This is a genomic window from Microbacterium sp. Yaish 1 (assembly GCF_002245215.1).
Lineage (GTDB): Bacteria > Actinomycetota > Actinomycetes > Actinomycetales > Microbacteriaceae > Microbacterium.
The window spans coordinates 1436409-1453001 of record NZ_NPMR01000001.1; the positions used below are offsets into that span (position 1 = coordinate 1436409).

Here is a 16593-nt window from a genome sequence, read left to right on the forward strand (position 1 = left end):
TCCCGTCGAGCGTCGGCGAATCGCGCCATCCGCGCGTTCGCGACCGGACGCAGAACACCGGTGGGGGCCCGAGCCTACGTGCCGGCTGGGGCGTTGTCGTATCGGAGTATGTCGCCGGGCTGGCAGCAGAGCACCTCACAGAGCGCAGAGAGCGTGGAGAAGCGGACGGCCTTCGCGCGACCGTTCTTGAGCACGGCAAGGTTCGCTGGCGTGATTCCTATCGCCGCGGACAATTCAGCGACGGTCATGCCGCGCTCGTCCATGAGCCGGTCGATGTCGACGACGATCGGCATCAGATGACCTCCGCAAGGTCGTATCGCATGGACGCGGACTGCCGAAGCAGCGTGAACAGCACGGCCAGGATCAATGTCGCCGCGGCACTGACTCCGATCGCGGCGAGCATGCCGAGCATGAGCGCCGGCGGCGTGACGTGCGCGGCGTTGAGCACCACGAACATCGCGAGGGTGCTGAGCCCGATCGCGGCGGGGCACCACGTCAGCGCGCGCACCCACGCGAAGGCGTCGGTCGTGAAGATGCTGTCGTCGCGCACAAGATCGAGCAAGCGCCACGTGACGATGACCGCTGCCTGACCGCAGGCGATGACGAAAGCTCCCCACCCGATGATGACGGGCTCGATGCTGGCGACCTCCGCGTAGGCGCTGGCGAGGCCGGCGACGTTCGCGGGGATGATGAAGAGCTGGAGCGCGAGCCCGATGAGGGCAAGTACGGCGAAGACGATCTTGGCGGTGGCGATCAGGGTCCGGTTCATATCGCGCTCCTTCACTAGGTATCGAGAAACGATAGATCGTTTCTCGATAGGTGCCTACCCCCTGGGCGCGTAGCGGCCGGGATGCCGGCCGGGTCAGCTGGCTCCACAGCGTGAACCAAGTACCTGGCGATGGTCGGCTTTAAACGATCGCTTACGGCAGGCTCGTGACATCGACGAGCAGCTGCGCGACACGCCGGGGACCGATCCGCCGAAACCCCCTGCCGAAACCCCCCGCCGAAACCGATTCGCACCGAAACCTCAGCAGTAACGTTTTCGGCATGGCACATGAGGTCGGCAACGCCCGAGTTTCGAAGCGGGAGCAGGACCCGAACGCGCAGGCCGCCGAGCTCCGGGTCGCTGGCGGCGAACGTGTTTTCATCGATCACGGCGAATCGAGCAGGGGGTTATCGGCTGAACCCCAGGTAAGCGGGATGTCTCGCCCTGAGGAAACGAGTGATCGCAGAATTCAGATGAGATCAGGGGTGGCGGCGCTCCACCAGTACCGTGTCGCGCCATTTGCCCGACCAGGGGCCGTAGGTCATGTACGCGATGCGTTCGCGGTAGCCGATACGGCGGAAGCCGGCACGCTCGTGGAGGGCCAAGCTGGCGGTGTTCTCGGGGAAGATGCTTGCTTGCACCGTCCAAATGTCAGCGGCGTCAGCTGCGCGTAGGAAGGAGGTGAGAAGTGCCGTGCCGACGCCGCGGCCGTGGGCGCGATCGGCAACATAGACGGAGTGTTCTACCACTCCGCGGTAGACCTCGCGTCCAGAGACGCGGGACGCAGCAACCCAGCCGAGGACTGAGCCGGCGGGATCGGTGGCGACGAGCCGGCCAACCTGGAGCTTTCCTTGGTCGAAGTCGGCCCAGGATGGGGGTTCGCTTTGGAACGTCGCGTTTCCGGCGACGATGCCTTCACGGTAGATCGTTTCAACCTCGAGCCAGTCCCTCTCGGTCAGGGCTCGTACGGCGATGTCGCTCATGCGCGGAGGGCGCGGGATGCGGCGTCGAGAGCGTCGGTGATGACGCGGTAGTAGGCCCATCGGCCGCGCTGCTCGCGGGTGACGAGACCGGCGTCGACGAGCTGCTTCATATGGTGCGACACGGTCGGCTGCGAGAGGCCGACGGGCTCGGTGAGATCGCAGATGCACGCCTCCCCATCGGCGGATGCGGCGATCAGAGACAGCAGGCGCACGCGCGTGGGGTCGCCGAGCGCTTTGAATGTCCGGGCGGTGCGCTCAGCATCTTCGAGCGAGATCACGGCTCCGGTCACCGCAGAGCAGCAGGTTTCGCCTTCCGCCGAGGAGAGAAGCGGGAGCTGTGCAGTCATCATGCAATCCTCTCATGACACATTGACAATCATCGATGTATAGATGATGCTCGATCAATCGATGTTCGTCAATGAATGGATGAGGGTGCTGTGAAGAACGTCTTGCCGGTGGCTGTGATCGGTGCGGGCCCCCAGGGTCTTGCCGCGGCTGCGCACTTGGTCGAGCGAGGGGTGCCTGTTGTGGTGCTCGAGGCTGGCGCTTCTCCGGCGGCTGCGGTCGCGGAGTGGGGGCATGTGCGGCTGTTCTCCGAGTGGCCTGAGCTGATCGACGCGGCGGGCGCTCGTCTCCTCGACGGCTCGGGGTGGCAGGCTCCGACGACGGGGTACCCCACTGGGGTGCAGTGGATCGAGAGATACCTCGCGCCCCTGGCTGCTGTCCTGGGTGATCGCGTTCGCTTCGGTGCCCGGGTGACGGGAGTTTCGCGGCTCGGCCGGGACCGCCTTGTCGATGCTGGCCGCGGGGATCAGCCGTTTACCCTTCACGTCTCGCCTGCTCGAGGGGAGGAGTATCGGATGCAAGCCCGAGCTGTGATTGACGCGTCCGGCACCTGGTCGACCCCCAACCCGGCGGGAGCTGACGGGCTCCCCGCCATCGGCGAGGCGGCGTCCGCGGACCTGCTCTCGTACCGCATCCCCGACTTTCGTGACCGTGCTGGTTTCGCGGGCAAGCACACCGTAGTCATCGGTTCGGGGCACTCCGCCGTGACGGCCGTGCTGGCCCTTGCCCGCATGGCTCGCCGGGACCCGTCGACGACGGTGACCTGGGCGCTGCGCCGAGCGGCCGTCGGGAACACCTTTGGTGGGGGTGACGCTGACGAGCTGCCCGCACGAGGCGCGCTGGGGATTGAAGCGAAAGAGCACGTCGATGCCGGCCTGGTCTCCCTCGTCACGGGGTTCCGGATCGAACATGTGACCCGTGACGGTGAGCGTCCCGTCCTAGTCGCCGAGGATGGTCGCACTCTCACGGCCGACCGGGTGGTGGTCCTCACTGGCTTCCGCCCCGACCTGTCGTTCCTCTCCGAGCTGCGGTTGGAGCTGGACCCGACGTTGCAGGCGCCGGTTCGGATCGCCGCGGAGGTCGATCCGAACGTCCACTCCTGTGGTTCCGTCGCCGCGACCGGAGCCGCCGACCTCGCTCAGCCCGAACCTGACTTCTACCTCGTCGGGGCGAAGTCCTACGGCCGTGCGCCGACATTCCTCGCGCTCACCGGGTACGAGCAAGTCCGCAGCGTTGCAGCTGAAATCGCGGGTGACCGCGCAGCCGCCCGCCGCGTCGAGCTCGTCCTCCCGGACACTGGTGTTTGCGGCGGCGCAGGGCTGTTCGATGCGTCCGGGGCTTCGCTAGGAGGGGCGTGTTGCGCGCCTCCGGCATTGCAGATCGGGCGGGCACCGGCATCGGTATGAGAACGCAGGGGGGGGCAGGCCGGCGGCCTGCCCCCCTTCTGCTGTCAGCTCAGTGGGTAAGGAGAGTCGACTGGATCTTGTTGGACACCGCTTCGCGCAGCGGACGGACCGCGTCGGCATCCCAGGACTCAGGGTTGGGGAACGACCATTCCAGAACCTCCCCGCGCGGAGCGCTGGGCAGCGCCAACCCGGGCTTCATGAGGACCACGACGTCGGCAGCCTCCAAGTCAGCAGGCGTTACCGCGCGGGGCACGCGCCCCATTATGTCCATCCCCAGCTCGGCAACGGTCGCGGCGATAGCAGGGTTCACCGTCTCGGCCGGGGCGAGACCGGCGGATGCTGCGGTGAAGCGCTCCCCTGCGAGGTGCTCGAGGAGAGCGGCGCCGAGCTGAGAGCGGCCGGCGTTGTGCTGACAGATGAACAGGACGGTCGGTTTCATGCGGCTCTCCTCGGTACGTTGTGGTGTCGATGATCAGAATTGCGCCCTACATAGGCGTCTGTCAATATAGATACATGTCGATTCAAGAGGTTGAGCTGGTCATCGTCGGGTCGGGCCCCTCGGGATACACGGCGGCGGTGTACGCGGCGCGGGCCGGGCTCGCCCCCGTTGTCATTGCGGGTTCTGTCACCGCGGGCGGTGCGCTCATGACGACTACGGAGGTGGAGAACTTCCCCGGGTTCGTCGATGGCATCCAGGGCCCTGAGCTGATGGACACGATGCGCCGGCAGGCCGAACGCTTCGGCGCCCGCATCCTCCTCGACGACGCGATCCGCGTCGATCTCGAATCCGACACGAAAGTCATCGAGACCGGCGCCGGGCACACGTTCCACGCCCGCGCGGTGATCCTCACCATGGGGTCGGCGTACCGGAAGCTGGGGCTTGCCGACGAGGAGCGCCTGTCGGGTCATGGCGTGTCGTGGTGTGCGACGTGCGATGGGTTCTTCTTCCGGGACCAGGACATCCTCGTGGTCGGTGGCGGTGACTCGGCCATGGAGGAAGCTCTGTTCCTCACGCGGTTCGCGCGGAAGGTGACCGTTGTTCACCGCCGGGACTCGTTCCGGGCGTCGAGGATCATGGCGCAGCGTGTGCTCGAGGACCCGAAGATCGACGTCGCGTGGAACAGCGAGGTCGCAGCCTTGCAGGGCGACGAGAAGGTGCAGGGAGTTCGTCTCCGCGACACCATCACCGGGGCCGAGCGTGACCTTCCTGTGGCGGGCGTGTTCGTTGCGATCGGCCACGATCCCCGTTCCGAGCTGGTCGCTGGACAGGTCGCGACGGACGCCGATGGGTACGTGCTGGTCGAGCACCCCTCCACGCGCACCTCGCTCACCGGGGTGTTCGCGGCCGGCGACCTCGTTGACCACACCTACCGGCAGGCGATCACGGCCGCCGGCACTGGATGCGCGGCCGCACAGGACGCTCAGCACTACCTCGCCGCGCTCGACATCCCCGCGCTCGCTTCGGCGGAGGCTTTCGCGTGAGCAACGCAGTGCCCGCAACTCGCCGCCTCTCGACCCTCGACCGTTGGTTGCCGCTGTGGATCGGCTTGGCGATGGCCGGCGGCATTCTCCTCGGCCGGTTTGTCCCGGGGCTGTCCGAGCTGCTGTCACACCTCGAGCTCGGCGGGATTTCGATCCCGATCGCGCTCGGGCTGCTGATCATGATGTACCCGGTGCTCGCGAAGGTCCGCTACGACAAGGTCGCCGCCGTCACCGGCGATAAGAAGCTCCTCGTTTCGTCGCTGGCCCTGAACTGGATCGCTGGGCCGGCGTTGATGTTCGCCCTGGCGTGGGTGTTCCTGCCGGACCTGCCCGAGTACCGGACGGGGCTGATCATCGTCGGCCTCGCCCGCTGCATCGCCATGGTCGTGATCTGGAACGACCTCGCCTGCGGCGACCGGGAAGCGGCCGCCCTGCTCGTCGCGATCAACTCGGTGTTCCAGGTCATCGCTTTCTCGATCCTCGGCTGGTTCTACCTCACCGTTCTCCCCGGCTGGCTCGGCCTCGACAGCCAAGGCCTGGACGTGTCCGTGTGGCAGATCGCACTCAACGTGCTGATCTTCCTCGGCGTGCCACTGGTCGCCGGGTTCGCGTCCCGTCTTATCGGGGAACGCCGCAAGGGCCGCGCCTGGTACGAGGGCTCGTTCCTGCCCACGATCGGGCCGTGGGCGCTGTACGGGCTGCTGTTCACAATCGTGCTGCTGTTCGCCCTCCAGGGGGAACAGGTAACCTCCCGGCCGCTCGACGTCGTGCGGATCGCAGTCCCGCTGCTGGTGTACTTCGCCGTCATGTGGTTCGCCGGCCTCATCACCGGAAAGACCCTCGGGCTGGGCTACGCCCGTTCATCGACGCTTGCATTCACCGCGGCGGGCAACAACTTTGAACTCGCCATTGCCGTCGCGATCGGCACCTTCGGTGCCACGTCTGGGCAGGCCCTCGCCGGTGTGGTTGGACCGCTGATCGAGGTTCCTGTGCTCGTCGGCTTGGTCTACGTCTCCCTGTGGGCCGCGCGAGCATGGTTCCACGCCGACCCCTATGCGATTCCCGAACCCGCCCTGGAAAGGACTCGATGATGAGCGCCCCCACGACCGCCACAGACGACACCTGTGCCCCGTCCCCAACGCACGCGATCGGAGACGACGCGGCCGCGGCGATCGCCACCACACTGAAGGCGCTGTCCGATCCGCTGCGGTTGCGGATGCTGTCCGCGATCGCGACCGACGCGCGCGGCGAATCGTGTGTGTGTGACCTCGCGGAACTGGCCGAGGTGTCCCAGCCCACCGTGTCGCACCACCTCAAAGTTCTCCGCGACACCGGCGTGCTCACCTCCGAGCGACGTGGCACGTGGGTCTGGTACCGAATCGACCCGGCGCTCCGCCCGGCCGTGACAACACTGCTGGACTCGTTCGCGCCCGCCGCCATCGCCCCCGCTCGCGCAGAGTATGCGGGCCTCGAGAATGTTGACGACGCCCTCACCCACCTGGCCGAAGCGCTCAGTCAGGACTACCCCCAGCTCAACGGCAGCCTGGTGGCAACCATCGTCCGCGAGTCCTACACGGGCCTGGCCAAGAGCGCCCGGGTGAAGAACCATTTGCTATCTCTCACCGAGCGGTTCGCGCGCCAGCGCCTCATCGACATCACCCGTGACCGCGCGCATGGACGGCCGCAAGTGCTGTTCGTCTGCGTCGCAAACGCGGGCCGCTCCCAGCTTGCTGCGGCGCTGGTGAATCAGCGCTCGGGCGGCGCCGTCGTGGCGCGCTCAGCCGGATCGACCCCGGCCGCCGAGATCCACCCCCACGTGCAGCCCCTCATCGATGAGCTGACCGTGGGCTACGACGAGCCGCGGTTCCCGAAACCGCTGACCGATGACGCAGTCCGCGCAGCTGACGTCGTCATCACCATGGGCTGCGGCGATGTCTGCCCCATCATCCCCGGCGTCCGCTACGAGGACTGGACCGTCGGTGACCCCGCCCTCGCCTCCGCGGAAGGCGTCGCCGCTATCCGCGACGACATCGCCCAACGCGTCGACGCCCTGCTTGCCACACTCACCTCCACCCGCTGACCGGAGCCACCATGACCGACACCAAGCCTTCCGTCCTCTTCGTCTGCGTCCACAACGCCGGCCGCTCACAGATGGCCGCCGGATTCCTCCGCGACATCGCCGGCGACCGCATCGAAGTCCGCTCCGCCGGGTCCATGCCAGCCGACCAGATCAACCCCACCGCTGTTCAGGCGATGGCCGAACTTGGCATCGACATCACCGCGGAACAGCCGAAGGTTCTCACCACCGAAGCCGTGCAGGCCTCCGACGTCGTCATCACCATGGGCTGCGGCGACGCGTGCCCCTTCTTCCCCGGCAAGCGTTATGAGGACTGGAAGCTCGACGACCCCGCCGGGCAGGGCATCGACGCTGTCCGCCCCATCCGCGACGACATCCGTGCGCGTATCGAGCAGCTCGTGAGCGAGCTCGTCTGACATGGCAGCACCTCACGCATGACGGAGGCCCGCACGCCTGAGCGTGCGGGCCTCCGAGCGGGGATCAGACGCGCTGGCTGATCGTTCCATCCGGGTTGCGCTTGGCAGTCGACTCGGTCACGAACCGGCCAGACGAGGCCGAACGGTGCACCGTCGTCGAGTTGCTGGTGCCGGAGCCCACCCGCTCGGTGGTGGTCTTATCGGGCCAGCGGGCGGTGGTTGCCTTCGACACGAAACGGCCGGTCTTGGCGGAGCGGTGAACGGTTCCCATGAGAACTCCTTCTTTCGGTGTCAGGTGCCGTGAGGAGGATTGCCGCTGGTGCGCGGCTGCTGACGCCGGTACAGTCAGTGCTCTGGATGAGGCCTGACTTCTCAGGGCTTGTGAGCCGTCCCGTTGCAGCGGGGCGGCGTGTTCCTCGCGACTCGCTCGATCTATGGCTGCTGTCGCGGTATGACCGACCGCCGTCTCCCGTGGGGTTCGCACGAGAACCCAGTGAGCCTGGGTGATTGATCGAGCGGGTTCGGGCTGCCCGTCCTGGTGGCCGGCGCTAGAGCTCACTGTCGGGGAGCTGCCTATCAGGGACGGCTCACCAAGCAGCGACGGGCGCGATGGTGGTGGCTCCCGCTGGCCTCCGGGGGCGATGTCAGCGCCCGCAGGGAACGCTCGCCGTCTCAGTTTCGGGTCCTGCCTGCGCGCCGATTTCGAGCTGTCGCGTCAGATCCCGTCGAGCGTGGGCGGCAGGGCGAACACGAGCTCGTCGATCTCCTCGCCGCGGGCGGGGGCGTAGGCGCGCTGCCGGCGGATCTCACTGAAGCCGTTCTTGGTGAGGACGGCGATGGATGCCGCGTTGTCGGCGGCGACCCGCGCGTAGAGCGGGCGCTCCGCCTCGCGGGCGACCAGCAGTCGCAGGGCGGCGGAGGCGACACCGCGACCCTGCGCATGGCGGGTGATCCAGAAGGTGACCTCGCGGTCGCCGTCCACGGTGAAGGCCGCGGCGGTGCCGGCGAAGCCGCCGTCGTCGGTCACGACGAACATCGAGACCCGGTCGTCGGCGCGGTGGCGCTCGAGCCACGCGTCGAACGCTGCCCGGTCGGAGGGGTCGTCGGCGGTGAACGCGGCCTGCGCGACCGCATCCGGGTCGCGCATCATCTCGAAGACGGCATCCGCGTCGTCATCGTCGAAGGGGCGGAGATCCACGTGAGTCACACCGGCACGCTACGCGGATGAAATCCGTCTCATTTATGGGTATCGGTGCGCGGCGAAGATCAGTACGCTTATCCCGTCACGCATCGCGTGACGTATCCGGGGGGATCCGTCGACGCCCGGGCGCTGCATTTCTGGCACGCAGCCCGGGCGTCGAATGGGGAGTGCCTCGACGCTCAGCCGGCAGGAAGCAGCTGCGTACGCAGCTCGTCGATGTCGGATGCCACGGCGATCGCGCCGTTCGCCTCGTCGGGGGTGCTGAAGCCCCACGACACGAAGATGACGGGGACGCCGTTCGCAGCGCCGCCCTCGACGTCGTGGTGGCGATCTCCGATGAGAACGGGTCGCGACACGTCGACACCATCGGCGGTCAGACGCCGGAGAGCTTCGGCCACGATGTCCGACTTCGAGCTCAGCGTCTTCTCGTCGCTCGTGGCTCCGACGATCTCGCGCAGCCGCGGTGCGAGGCCGAAGTGCTCCATGAGTGCGCGCACCTGGATCTCGGGCTTCGAGCTCGCCGTCGACTGCGGCACGCCCGCCTCATTCAGCTCGACCATGAGGTCGGCGACGCCGGGGTAGAGACGTGCACCGGTCGTGTAGCCGTCGGCCTTGCCGAGCACGCGGTAGAACGAGACCGCCTCGGTGGCCTTCTCGGGCGTCATCCCGAGGTTCGTCTGGAACGACTCGTGCATCGGCGGGCCGATCCAGTGGATGAGCTCCTCGCGCGTCGGCGCGGGGTGGCCGAAGTGCTCGAGCGTGATGGTGAGGCGGCGGAGGATGCCTTCGGACGCATCGACGACTGTGCCGTCGATGTCCCACAGCACGCAGGAGAACGGCGATCGGGTCATAGGTCCCACCCTATGTGCGCGATGACGCGGAGTACGGCGCGAGGGTGCCGTCCACCATCTCCAGCACGCGGTCACAGTGTTCGAGCACGTCGTGGTCGTGGGTCACCATGACGACGGCAACATCGGCGCGGTGCGCCTGATCGGCGAGGAGCTGCACGACCTCGTGGCTGCGGGCACGGTCGAGGGCCGCGGTCGGTTCATCTACGAGCAGAAGTGCCGGTGAGTTGACGAGGGCGCGGGCGATGCCGACCCGCTGGCGCTCGCCGCCGGAGAGCTGACCGGGCCGGTGGTTCGCCCGGTGGCTCATTCCCACCGCGTCGAGGAGTGGCGCGGGGTCGACCGACGCGTTGCGGGCGATCCGTCCGGCAAGGCGGAGCTGATCGGCCGCGGAGAGGGCCGGGATCAGATTGCCCGACTGGAACACGAACCCGATGTTGTCGCGGCGGAACCGCGCGGCGGCGTTGCTTCCCAGACGCCCGAGATCGGTGCCGTTGACCTGCACGGTGCCGGAGTCGGCGGTCGTCAGAGCGCCGGCCACCGCGAGCAGTGACGACTTGCCCGAGCCGGACGGTCCGACGATCGCCACGATCTCACCGGGGGCGACCGTCAGCGAGACATTGTCGAGAGCGCGGATGCGGGTGTCGCCGTCTCCACGCTCGAGGGTGACGTCGCGGATGTCGAGGGCGGCGGTGCGTGTGTCAGCGGCGGTGCGGGTGCGAGTGGGGGTGGTCATCGCTGTCCTCCGAGGGCGGTGAGGGGGTCGACGCGGGAGATCCGGAGCACCGCCGCGGCGGCGCCGACGAGTCCGAGGGTGATCGTGAGCACGCTGGCGATCGCGATCGGTCCGGCCTCGAGGTTGAAGGGCATCGCGTCGGGCATGAGGGCGCCAAGCCCGACGCCGGTGCCGATACCGATCGCCGTGAACCCGACGAGGAGGATCGCGGCCTGGGCCATGCTGTCGCGCAGCAGATAGGCGCGGGAGGCGCCGACGGCGCGGAGGATGGCGATCTCACCGGTGCGCTGGATCGTCCAGACGGTGAAGAACGCGCCGACGACGAGCGCGCAGATGGCGTAGAGGAAGACCTGGATCATCATCAGCGTGAGCGTCTCGGCCTCGTAGCCGGGCGAGGCGTTGAACGACTCGGTGCGCGACATCGACATCGTGCCGGCCGCTTCGTCGATGACCGCGAGGTCCGTTTCGGCGGGCGCTTCGACCGCGACCACGCTGGAGTAGTCGTAATCGAGAGTCGCGATCTGGTCGGCCGTCGGGGCTCCGGGCTGAGCGGTGTTCGACGCGATCAGACGCCAGGTGTCGATCGGGAGGTAGGCGACGTCGACGTGGCCGAAGGTCGCCTGGCCCTCGGTGAAGCCGACGACGGTGAGCTCGAGGCCGATGCGGTCGAGCGTGATCACGGTGCCGATCTCGACGCCCTCGCCAGCCAGCGGCTCGGAGACGACGATGCCGGCGAGGTCATCGCCCACAGAGGTGCCGCTGGAGACGGAGGGGTCGAGGAAGCCGCCGGGCTCGATCCCGAACAGGGTGAGGTCGATCTGCTCGTCGTCACCGATCGTCCCATTGACGATGCTCACGCCCATGGGCTCGGCCTCGGCGACCTCGTCGGCGTCGCGCCAGGTGGCGAGCTGCTCGCCGTCGACGAGCGAGCGGCTGAAGGCGTTATCGGTGATCGTGCCTTCGTCGAAGGCGAAGGCGGTGGCGCGCATCGACTTGAGTCCCGAGACTCCGTCGTTCACAAGACCGGAAGAGAGGCCCGAGAGCAGCACGACGAGCACGGCGATCAGAGCGATCACGACACCCATCAGTGTGAACCGGCCTCGGGCGAACCGCAGTTCGCGCACAGCGAGGAACATCATCACGTCCTAAAAGGAGCAAGGTGGCGGGCACCACTGAGCCGACACAATGTCGGCATCTTCCTGACAGTGTGTCACTAACTTTGGACGAGGTCAAATTTCGCTGTGCACGCCCCTGTCGAGAACCCCGATGACTCCCGCGGTCACGTCATCGGGGTCGACCCCGTGCTCCACGAGCTGCATGCCGGCGGTGATGACGCCCTGAACGAGCGCCGCACGGGTTGCGGCATCCGGGATTCCCAGCTCCTCGAGAAGGTGACGCAACGGCGCCGTCAGGGCGTCGTGCATCGCCATGATCGCCTCGACGTTCTTCGGTGAGATGTCGGTCTGCTGAAGCCCCGTGGCGAGCGTGTGCTTGCCGTCGGCCGTCATCCGGATCGTCGCTGTCACGTACGCGTGCAGGCGAGCGCGGCCGGGGGCTGCGGCATCCATCGCGGCCTCGAGCTCCGCACCCCACTCCTCGAACGCCTGCATCGCGATCGCGGCGAGGAGGTCGTCCTTCGACGGGAAGTACTCGTAGAAGCTCGACCGGGACAGGCCCGCCCGCTCGCACACCGAACGGGGGGTGATGGCGGCGACCCCGGCCTCGGCGATGATCGCCTTCGCCGAGGCGAGGAGGGCTCCGTGTTGAGCGACGCGGTGTTCTGCGACGGTCGCAGCGGTGATCTTCGGCACCGCCCCATTATGGTTCTCGCCTATGAGACCCGCCGGGTAGCTATGCGGGTGGCGGGAATGTCTCGCGGCTCCCGCGCGCTGACATCCTCATGACGACATCCAGCACGTCCTCAGCCCACGCTTCGGGCACCTTCCGCATCGGCGGCGACCTCGAGGTCAACCGCCTCGGCTACGGCACGATGCAGCTCACCGGCCCCGGCGTCTGGGGTCCGCCGAAGGATCACGACGAGGCGATCCGCGTGCTCAAGCGCGCCGTCGAGCTCGGCGTCAACTTCTTCGACACCGCCGACTCGTACGGCCCCTACGTCGCCGAGGAGCTCCTCAAGGAGGCGCTGCACCCCTACGGCGACGACGTCGTGATCGCGACGAAGGCCGGACTCACGCGTACCGGACCCAACGAGTGGCCGCCGCTCGGGCGCCCGGAGTACCTGCGTCAGGAGGCCGAGATGAGCCTCCGCCGCCTCGGTCTCGACCGCATCGACCTCTTCCAGCTCCACCGCATCGACCCGCAGGTTCCCCTCGAAGACCAGGTCGGCGAGCTGAAGAAGCTCCAGGACGAGGGCAAGATCCGTCACATCGGACTCTCCGAGGTCACCGTCGATGAGGTGAAGGCCGCGCAGCAGATCGCGACGATCGTCTCGGTGCAGAACCTCTACAACCTGCAGAAGCGGGATGCCGAGGAGCTGCTCGACTGGTCGACGGAGCAGGGCATCGGCTTCATCCCGTGGTTCCCGCTCGCGACCGGCGGCCTGACCGGTGCCGACTCGCCGCTCAGCGAGCTCGCCGAGCGCAAGCAGGCATCCCCGGCCCAGATCGCGCTCGCCTGGCTGCTCAAGCGCTCGCCGGTGATGCTGCCGATTCCCGGCACCTCGAGCGTCGCGCACCTCGAAGACAACCTCCGCGGCGCGGAGATCGAGCTCACCGACGACGAATTCGAGGAGCTGTCGAAGCTCGGTTCCTGACGGAATGGCGCGAGGCGCATCCGGACCGATACCGGCCGGGTGCGCCTTCGTCATCGGCGCGGGATCAAGCGTCGGCGCAGATCAGGTGTCGAAGCCGACGAAAGACCACCGCTGCGCGGCATCCGCGCCGAGGTCGAGGAACACGGCGGTGAACTCGTTGTTGACGCCGTCCTCCCAGAACGTCAGCGCGGCACGACCCGGCGAGACCGCGATGGAGGCGAGCTCGGACGGTGGACGCGGGCCGATGAGGGCGACGAGCGCCGGGAGACGGCGCAGCACGTCCTCGACGAGTGGAGCCACACGCTGGTCGATGTCCACGCGATCCCGTCCACTCAGCCAGATCCCGAGTTCACGCGCTTCGCCCCGAAAGAGGTCGCACCCGTACTCCACGATCCCATTGAGCTCGCTCTCGAAACGCAGCTCCTGCCGGCGGAACTCCTCGACCGTGTCGGATGCGTCTTCCATGCGCGAAGCCTAGGCGGCGCGAGCGAAGCGGTGGGTCCGCGGCGCGGACGGATCAGAACAGGCGCGGTGCGCCCGACTCGATGCCCTTCATGGCGTCGTAGTCGAGCGTGACGCAGCGGATGCCGCGGTCGGTGGCGAGCACCTTCGCCTGCGGCTTGATCTCCTGCGCCGCGAACACGCCCGACACGGGCGCGAGGTGCGGGTCGCGGCCGAGCAGCTCGAGGTAGCGCGTGAGCTGCTCGACGCCGTCGATGTCGCCGCGGCGCTTGACCTCGACGGCAATCGTTCCGCCCGCGGGGTCGCGCAGCAGCAGGTCGACCGGTCCGATCGCGGTCGGGAACTCGCGGCGGACCAGCGTCAGGTCTTCACCGATGACCTCGACCTGCTCGGCGAGCAGGCGCTGCAGATCGGCCTCGACGCCGTCCTTGATCAGACCGGGGTCGACGCCGAGCTCGTGCGACGAGTCGTGGATCATCTCGTAGATGCGCACGACGAGGGTGTCGCCCGACTTCGCGTGGGTCACCCGCCACTGCTCGACGACCTGCTCCTCGACATCCGGATCGTCCTCCGGCGTCTCGACGGTGAGCGTGCACGGCGGGCTCATCCAGTTCAGGGGCTTGTACGACCCGCCGTCGGAGTGCACGAGCAGGCTGCCGTCGCCTTTGTGCACCAGCAGCCGAGTAGCCAGCGGAAGGTGAGCATTGAGGCGCCCCGTGTACTGGACGGAGCAGCGGGCGATGACCAGACGCACCCGTCGAGCCTAAGCGCTCGGCGCGCTCATCGCAGATGCGCGGCGACGGTCGGGATGAGGATCGGTGCGTTCACGGCGGCGTGAAGCACCATGCAGGCGACGAGGTTGCGGCGCCAGAGGTACAGCGCGTAGATCGCCACGGTTCCGCTCGCGTGGGAGAGCAGCCACTCGATTCCGAAGGTGAACAGATGTGGCACGACGAAGAACGGAAGCGTCGTGGCGACGGCGACCCAGCGTCGCCCGGTGAGCTGGGTCAACCGTTCCAGCGGATAGCCGCGGAACAGGATCTCTTCGCAGATCGCGGCGCTCAGGATCATCGCGACGACGGTCAGGACGGGGAGGGCGGCGATGGTCGCCGAGCCCGAGTCGGGCGCCGCCTGCGGACGGATGAGCTGCGCGAGCCAGCTCCAGGTCATCGCACCGCCGAAGAGGATGAGTGCCCACTCGAGGTCTTTTCCTGTCGGCCGAACGATGCGGATCGACGTGAGCCGGCTCCGCTCGACACCGAAGACCCACGCAAGGACGAGCGCCGTCGCGAGCAAGTTCCAGAAGATCGAGGCCGCCGGTCCCGCGAGCCCGATCGCCGCGAGCAAGGGACGCGGGTCGGCTCCGGCGGTGCGGAGGATGGGCGGCAGCCACATCGGCGACCACGCGAGCCCGATGCCCACGAGCGCGGTGACCCACGCGCGTGCGCGGGCGCGCGTGCGTTGCGATCGCGGTGCCGCGACGGAGTTCGATTCCGGTTCCACGAATGCAGACTAGCTGCTCTAGAGTGTGTGCTCTAGTAACGATCGGAAGGCTATCGTGGCTCCCGTGCCACGCCGCCGCGACCCCGAACGCTTCGAAGAGCGGCGTGGGGTGATCTTGGATGCTGCGGCCGCCCAGTTCGCGGCATCCGGATACGCGGCCGCCACCACTGCGTCGATCTACCGTCGCGCCGGAGTGTCGTCGGGCACACTGTTCCACTACTTCCCGACGAAGCTCGACCTCCTCGTTGGAGTGCTGGAGCTGGGGCGTGCGGAGACGGCTCGAGCGCTCGCGGAGATCACCGGAAGAGCCGCAGGCGCGGATGCCGTTCTGGCTTATGCCGCGCAGGTCGAGGGGGAACTCGCCGACGAGCTGTACCCCGGGCTCGTCCGGGCGATCGGCGACGTCGAACGGCTCGAGCCCGTCCGCGACGCGCTCGCCGCCGAGACCGCGGCGATCGACGACTTCCTCAGGCGGCATCTCGCCCTGGCGTTCGACGCCGACCCGGCGAGGTGCGCCGGCCAGGCTCGCGCGATCCGCTGGCTGCTGGATGGTGCAGCAGCCGACGCGCTCGCCGCGCCCGTCCCGGCTGGCTCCCTCGTCGACGCGGTGCGCGTTCTGCTTCGCGGCATGGGGGTGCGGCCGCCCAAGTCGTGAGCTGGCCGCGCCCGCATCCGCGGGTTGTGCCGTCCTGCGTGGGCTGTCCCGTCGTGGCTGGGTGTGTCGTCGACCGCCGGTTGTCCCGTCGTCAGGCTCAACTGCCGTTGAAGCCCCACTGGCGGCCATTGAGCACGGTTGAGTCTGTCGACGGGACGGCGCAGCTCCTCAGGCGGCCCGCGTCGCCATATGGCAGGGGGGCTCGGGCGTCCGCCCGGGTGTGCCGCGCCGGCACCCCGTGAGCCTCGGAGCGCGGGCATCAGCGGTGCCGTCACCAGGCTCAGTGGATGCGAGGGGGCCGCAGGCCGGCCACAGCCGCGGTTGAGCCTGTACACGGGACAGGGTTGGCTCCGCTCGCGCAACCTGCGAGCCTCGTCGCTTCCGGATCCGCTGTGCCGTCGACAGGCTGAGCGGCTGTTGTGGCGCCGCAATCCGGGCGCAGACCCGGCTGAGCCTGTAGACGGCACGGCCCAACGGGACCGGTCAGTAGTGCCCCTTGCCGATCACGGCGTGCCGCACCCCGCCCCGCGGATCCGCGACGTCGCCGGCGAAGCGCGGAATCACGTGGATGTGGGCGTGGAAGACCGTCTGTCCGGCGGCGACGCCGTCGTTGAACCCGACGTTGTACCCATCCGGGCGGTGACTCTCGTCGAGCTGCGTCTTGATCAGGGTGATGAGGCGCGTCGCTTCGCGGAGCTCGTCCCCGGTCGCGTCGAACCAGCTCGCGATCCGCCGCTTCGGGATGACCAGCGTGTGCCCGGGCGACACCGGATTCGCATCGCGGAGCGCGAAGACGAGATCGGCCTCGGCGACTCGGTCCGCCACGGGCACCATCTCGAACACCGAGAGCGACGTCATCCGTCCACTCAACCGGATCGGCGGTGAAGCTGTCAGCCCAGCCCAGCCCAGCCCACCCGGCTGCCCGGCATCAACCGAGGTC

22 protein-coding genes are annotated in these 16593 nt (G+C 68.1%); 7 read left to right on the forward strand and 15 right to left on the reverse strand.

What is annotated here, in order from left to right; translation table 11 throughout:
• Nucleotides 1-74: 74 nt before the first annotated feature.
• The 4 genes from CI089_RS06815 to CI089_RS06835 form a co-directional block, all read right to left on the reverse strand.
• The gene (locus CI089_RS06815) at nucleotides 75-293 is read right to left on the reverse strand and encodes a helix-turn-helix domain-containing protein (RefSeq protein ID WP_094260793.1); all 219 of its coding nucleotides are present in this window, start codon (nucleotides 291-293) and stop codon (nucleotides 75-77) included.
• Complete coding sequence (locus CI089_RS06820) at nucleotides 293-769, reverse strand: DUF2975 domain-containing protein (RefSeq protein WP_094260794.1); 477 nt, start codon at nucleotides 767-769, stop codon at nucleotides 293-295. The genes CI089_RS06815 and CI089_RS06820 overlap by 1 nt, the downstream gene beginning before the upstream one ends.
• A gap of 476 nt (nucleotides 770-1245) precedes the next feature.
• Nucleotides 1246-1749: a GNAT family N-acetyltransferase gene (locus CI089_RS06830; protein ID WP_094260795.1), complete on the reverse strand. Its 504-nt coding sequence runs from the start codon at nucleotides 1747-1749 to the stop codon at nucleotides 1246-1248.
• Nucleotides 1746-2096: an ArsR/SmtB family transcription factor gene (locus tag CI089_RS06835; RefSeq protein ID WP_179223255.1), complete on the reverse strand. Its 351-nt coding sequence runs from the start codon at nucleotides 2094-2096 to the stop codon at nucleotides 1746-1748. Before CI089_RS06835 ends, CI089_RS06830 begins: the two co-directional genes overlap by 4 nt.
• Before the next feature lie 90 nt (nucleotides 2097-2186).
• Between CI089_RS06835 and CI089_RS06840 the strand changes: the two genes are divergently transcribed.
• A complete protein-coding gene (locus CI089_RS06840; protein ID WP_094261282.1) occupies nucleotides 2187-3500 on the forward strand; it encodes an FAD-dependent oxidoreductase in 1314 nt (437 codons plus the stop codon).
• A 49-nt stretch (nucleotides 3501-3549) separates the two neighbouring features.
• Here CI089_RS06840 and CI089_RS06845 read toward each other — a convergent pair whose 3' ends face one another.
• Nucleotides 3550-3939 (reverse strand): arsenate-mycothiol transferase ArsC, encoded by a 390-nt coding sequence (locus tag CI089_RS06845; protein ID WP_094260796.1) that lies wholly within the window; start codon nucleotides 3937-3939, stop codon nucleotides 3550-3552.
• Nucleotides 3940-4013: 74 nt separating this feature from the next.
• On the opposite strand from CI089_RS06845, the gene trxB reads away from it, so the two are divergent.
• From trxB to CI089_RS06865, 4 genes are read left to right on the forward strand one after another with little or no spacing between them, the layout of a single operon-like run.
• Entirely contained in the window at nucleotides 4014-4982 is a 969-nt protein-coding gene (trxB, locus tag CI089_RS06850) for a thioredoxin-disulfide reductase (RefSeq protein WP_094261283.1), read from the forward strand.
• The gene (arsB, locus tag CI089_RS06855; protein WP_256977594.1) at nucleotides 4979-6073 is read left to right on the forward strand and encodes an ACR3 family arsenite efflux transporter; all 1095 of its coding nucleotides are present in this window, start codon (nucleotides 4979-4981) and stop codon (nucleotides 6071-6073) included. The genes trxB and arsB overlap by 4 nt, the downstream gene beginning before the upstream one ends.
• Nucleotides 6070-7062 carry a metalloregulator ArsR/SmtB family transcription factor gene (locus CI089_RS06860; protein ID WP_373441582.1) on the forward strand — a complete coding sequence of 331 codons (993 nt, stop codon included), beginning with the start codon at nucleotides 6070-6072 and terminating at the stop codon, nucleotides 7060-7062. Before arsB ends, CI089_RS06860 begins: the two co-directional genes overlap by 4 nt.
• Nucleotides 7063-7073: 11 nt before the next feature.
• Nucleotides 7074-7475 (forward strand): arsenate reductase ArsC, encoded by a 402-nt coding sequence (locus CI089_RS06865; protein WP_094260798.1) that lies wholly within the window; start codon nucleotides 7074-7076, stop codon nucleotides 7473-7475.
• Between the two features lie 64 nt (nucleotides 7476-7539).
• On the opposite strand, the gene CI089_RS06870 is transcribed toward CI089_RS06865, so the two are convergent.
• The 6 genes from CI089_RS06870 to CI089_RS06895 all read right to left on the reverse strand — a co-directional run bounded on the left by CI089_RS06870 (nucleotide 7540) and on the right by CI089_RS06895 (nucleotide 12071).
• Complete coding sequence (locus CI089_RS06870) at nucleotides 7540-7746, reverse strand: ABC transporter ATP-binding protein (RefSeq protein WP_179223256.1); 207 nt, start codon at nucleotides 7744-7746, stop codon at nucleotides 7540-7542.
• A gap of 444 nt (nucleotides 7747-8190) precedes the next feature.
• Entirely contained in the window at nucleotides 8191-8682 is a 492-nt protein-coding gene (locus tag CI089_RS06875) for a GNAT family N-acetyltransferase (protein WP_094260799.1), read from the reverse strand.
• Between the two features lie 173 nt (nucleotides 8683-8855).
• Complete coding sequence (locus tag CI089_RS06880) at nucleotides 8856-9527, reverse strand: HAD hydrolase-like protein (RefSeq protein ID WP_094260800.1); 672 nt, start codon at nucleotides 9525-9527, stop codon at nucleotides 8856-8858.
• A 10-nt stretch (nucleotides 9528-9537) separates the two neighbouring features.
• Nucleotides 9538-10260, reverse strand: a complete 723-nt coding sequence (locus CI089_RS06885; protein ID WP_094260801.1) for an ABC transporter ATP-binding protein — start codon at nucleotides 10258-10260, stop codon at nucleotides 9538-9540.
• Nucleotides 10257-11399 carry an ABC transporter permease gene (locus CI089_RS06890; RefSeq protein ID WP_256977596.1) on the reverse strand — a complete coding sequence of 381 codons (1143 nt, stop codon included), beginning with the start codon at nucleotides 11397-11399 and terminating at the stop codon, nucleotides 10257-10259. The genes CI089_RS06885 and CI089_RS06890 overlap by 4 nt, the downstream gene beginning before the upstream one ends.
• Before the next feature lie 90 nt (nucleotides 11400-11489).
• On the reverse strand, nucleotides 11490-12071 hold the full coding sequence (locus tag CI089_RS06895) for a TetR/AcrR family transcriptional regulator (protein WP_179223257.1): 582 nt from the start codon (nucleotides 12069-12071) through the stop codon (nucleotides 11490-11492).
• Between the two features lie 89 nt (nucleotides 12072-12160).
• Between CI089_RS06895 and CI089_RS06900 the strand changes: the two genes are divergently transcribed.
• The gene (locus CI089_RS06900; protein WP_023953381.1) at nucleotides 12161-13033 is read left to right on the forward strand and encodes an aldo/keto reductase; all 873 of its coding nucleotides are present in this window, start codon (nucleotides 12161-12163) and stop codon (nucleotides 13031-13033) included.
• Nucleotides 13034-13114: 81 nt separating this feature from the next.
• Here the strand turns inward: CI089_RS06900 and CI089_RS06905 are convergent, their stop codons facing one another.
• From CI089_RS06905 to CI089_RS06915, 3 genes are read right to left on the reverse strand one after another with little or no spacing between them, the layout of a single operon-like run.
• The gene (locus CI089_RS06905; RefSeq protein ID WP_094260803.1) at nucleotides 13115-13498 is read right to left on the reverse strand and encodes a hypothetical protein; all 384 of its coding nucleotides are present in this window, start codon (nucleotides 13496-13498) and stop codon (nucleotides 13115-13117) included.
• Between the two features lie 52 nt (nucleotides 13499-13550).
• Entirely contained in the window at nucleotides 13551-14249 is a 699-nt protein-coding gene (gene nucS, locus CI089_RS06910; protein ID WP_064955272.1) for an endonuclease NucS, read from the reverse strand.
• Nucleotides 14250-14275: 26 nt separating this feature from the next.
• Nucleotides 14276-14998, reverse strand: coding sequence for a CPBP family intramembrane glutamic endopeptidase (locus CI089_RS06915; protein WP_094260804.1), 723 nt, complete (start codon nucleotides 14996-14998; stop codon nucleotides 14276-14278).
• Between the two features lie 64 nt (nucleotides 14999-15062).
• On the opposite strand from CI089_RS06915, the gene CI089_RS16490 reads away from it, so the two are divergent.
• Complete coding sequence (locus CI089_RS16490; RefSeq protein ID WP_218823022.1) at nucleotides 15063-15653, forward strand: TetR/AcrR family transcriptional regulator; 591 nt, start codon at nucleotides 15063-15065, stop codon at nucleotides 15651-15653.
• 483 nt (nucleotides 15654-16136) lie between these two features.
• Here CI089_RS16490 and CI089_RS06925 read toward each other — a convergent pair whose 3' ends face one another.
• Nucleotides 16137-16511 carry an HIT family protein gene (locus tag CI089_RS06925; protein WP_094260805.1) on the reverse strand — a complete coding sequence of 125 codons (375 nt, stop codon included), beginning with the start codon at nucleotides 16509-16511 and terminating at the stop codon, nucleotides 16137-16139.
• Between the last annotated feature and the right edge of the window lie 82 nt (nucleotides 16512-16593).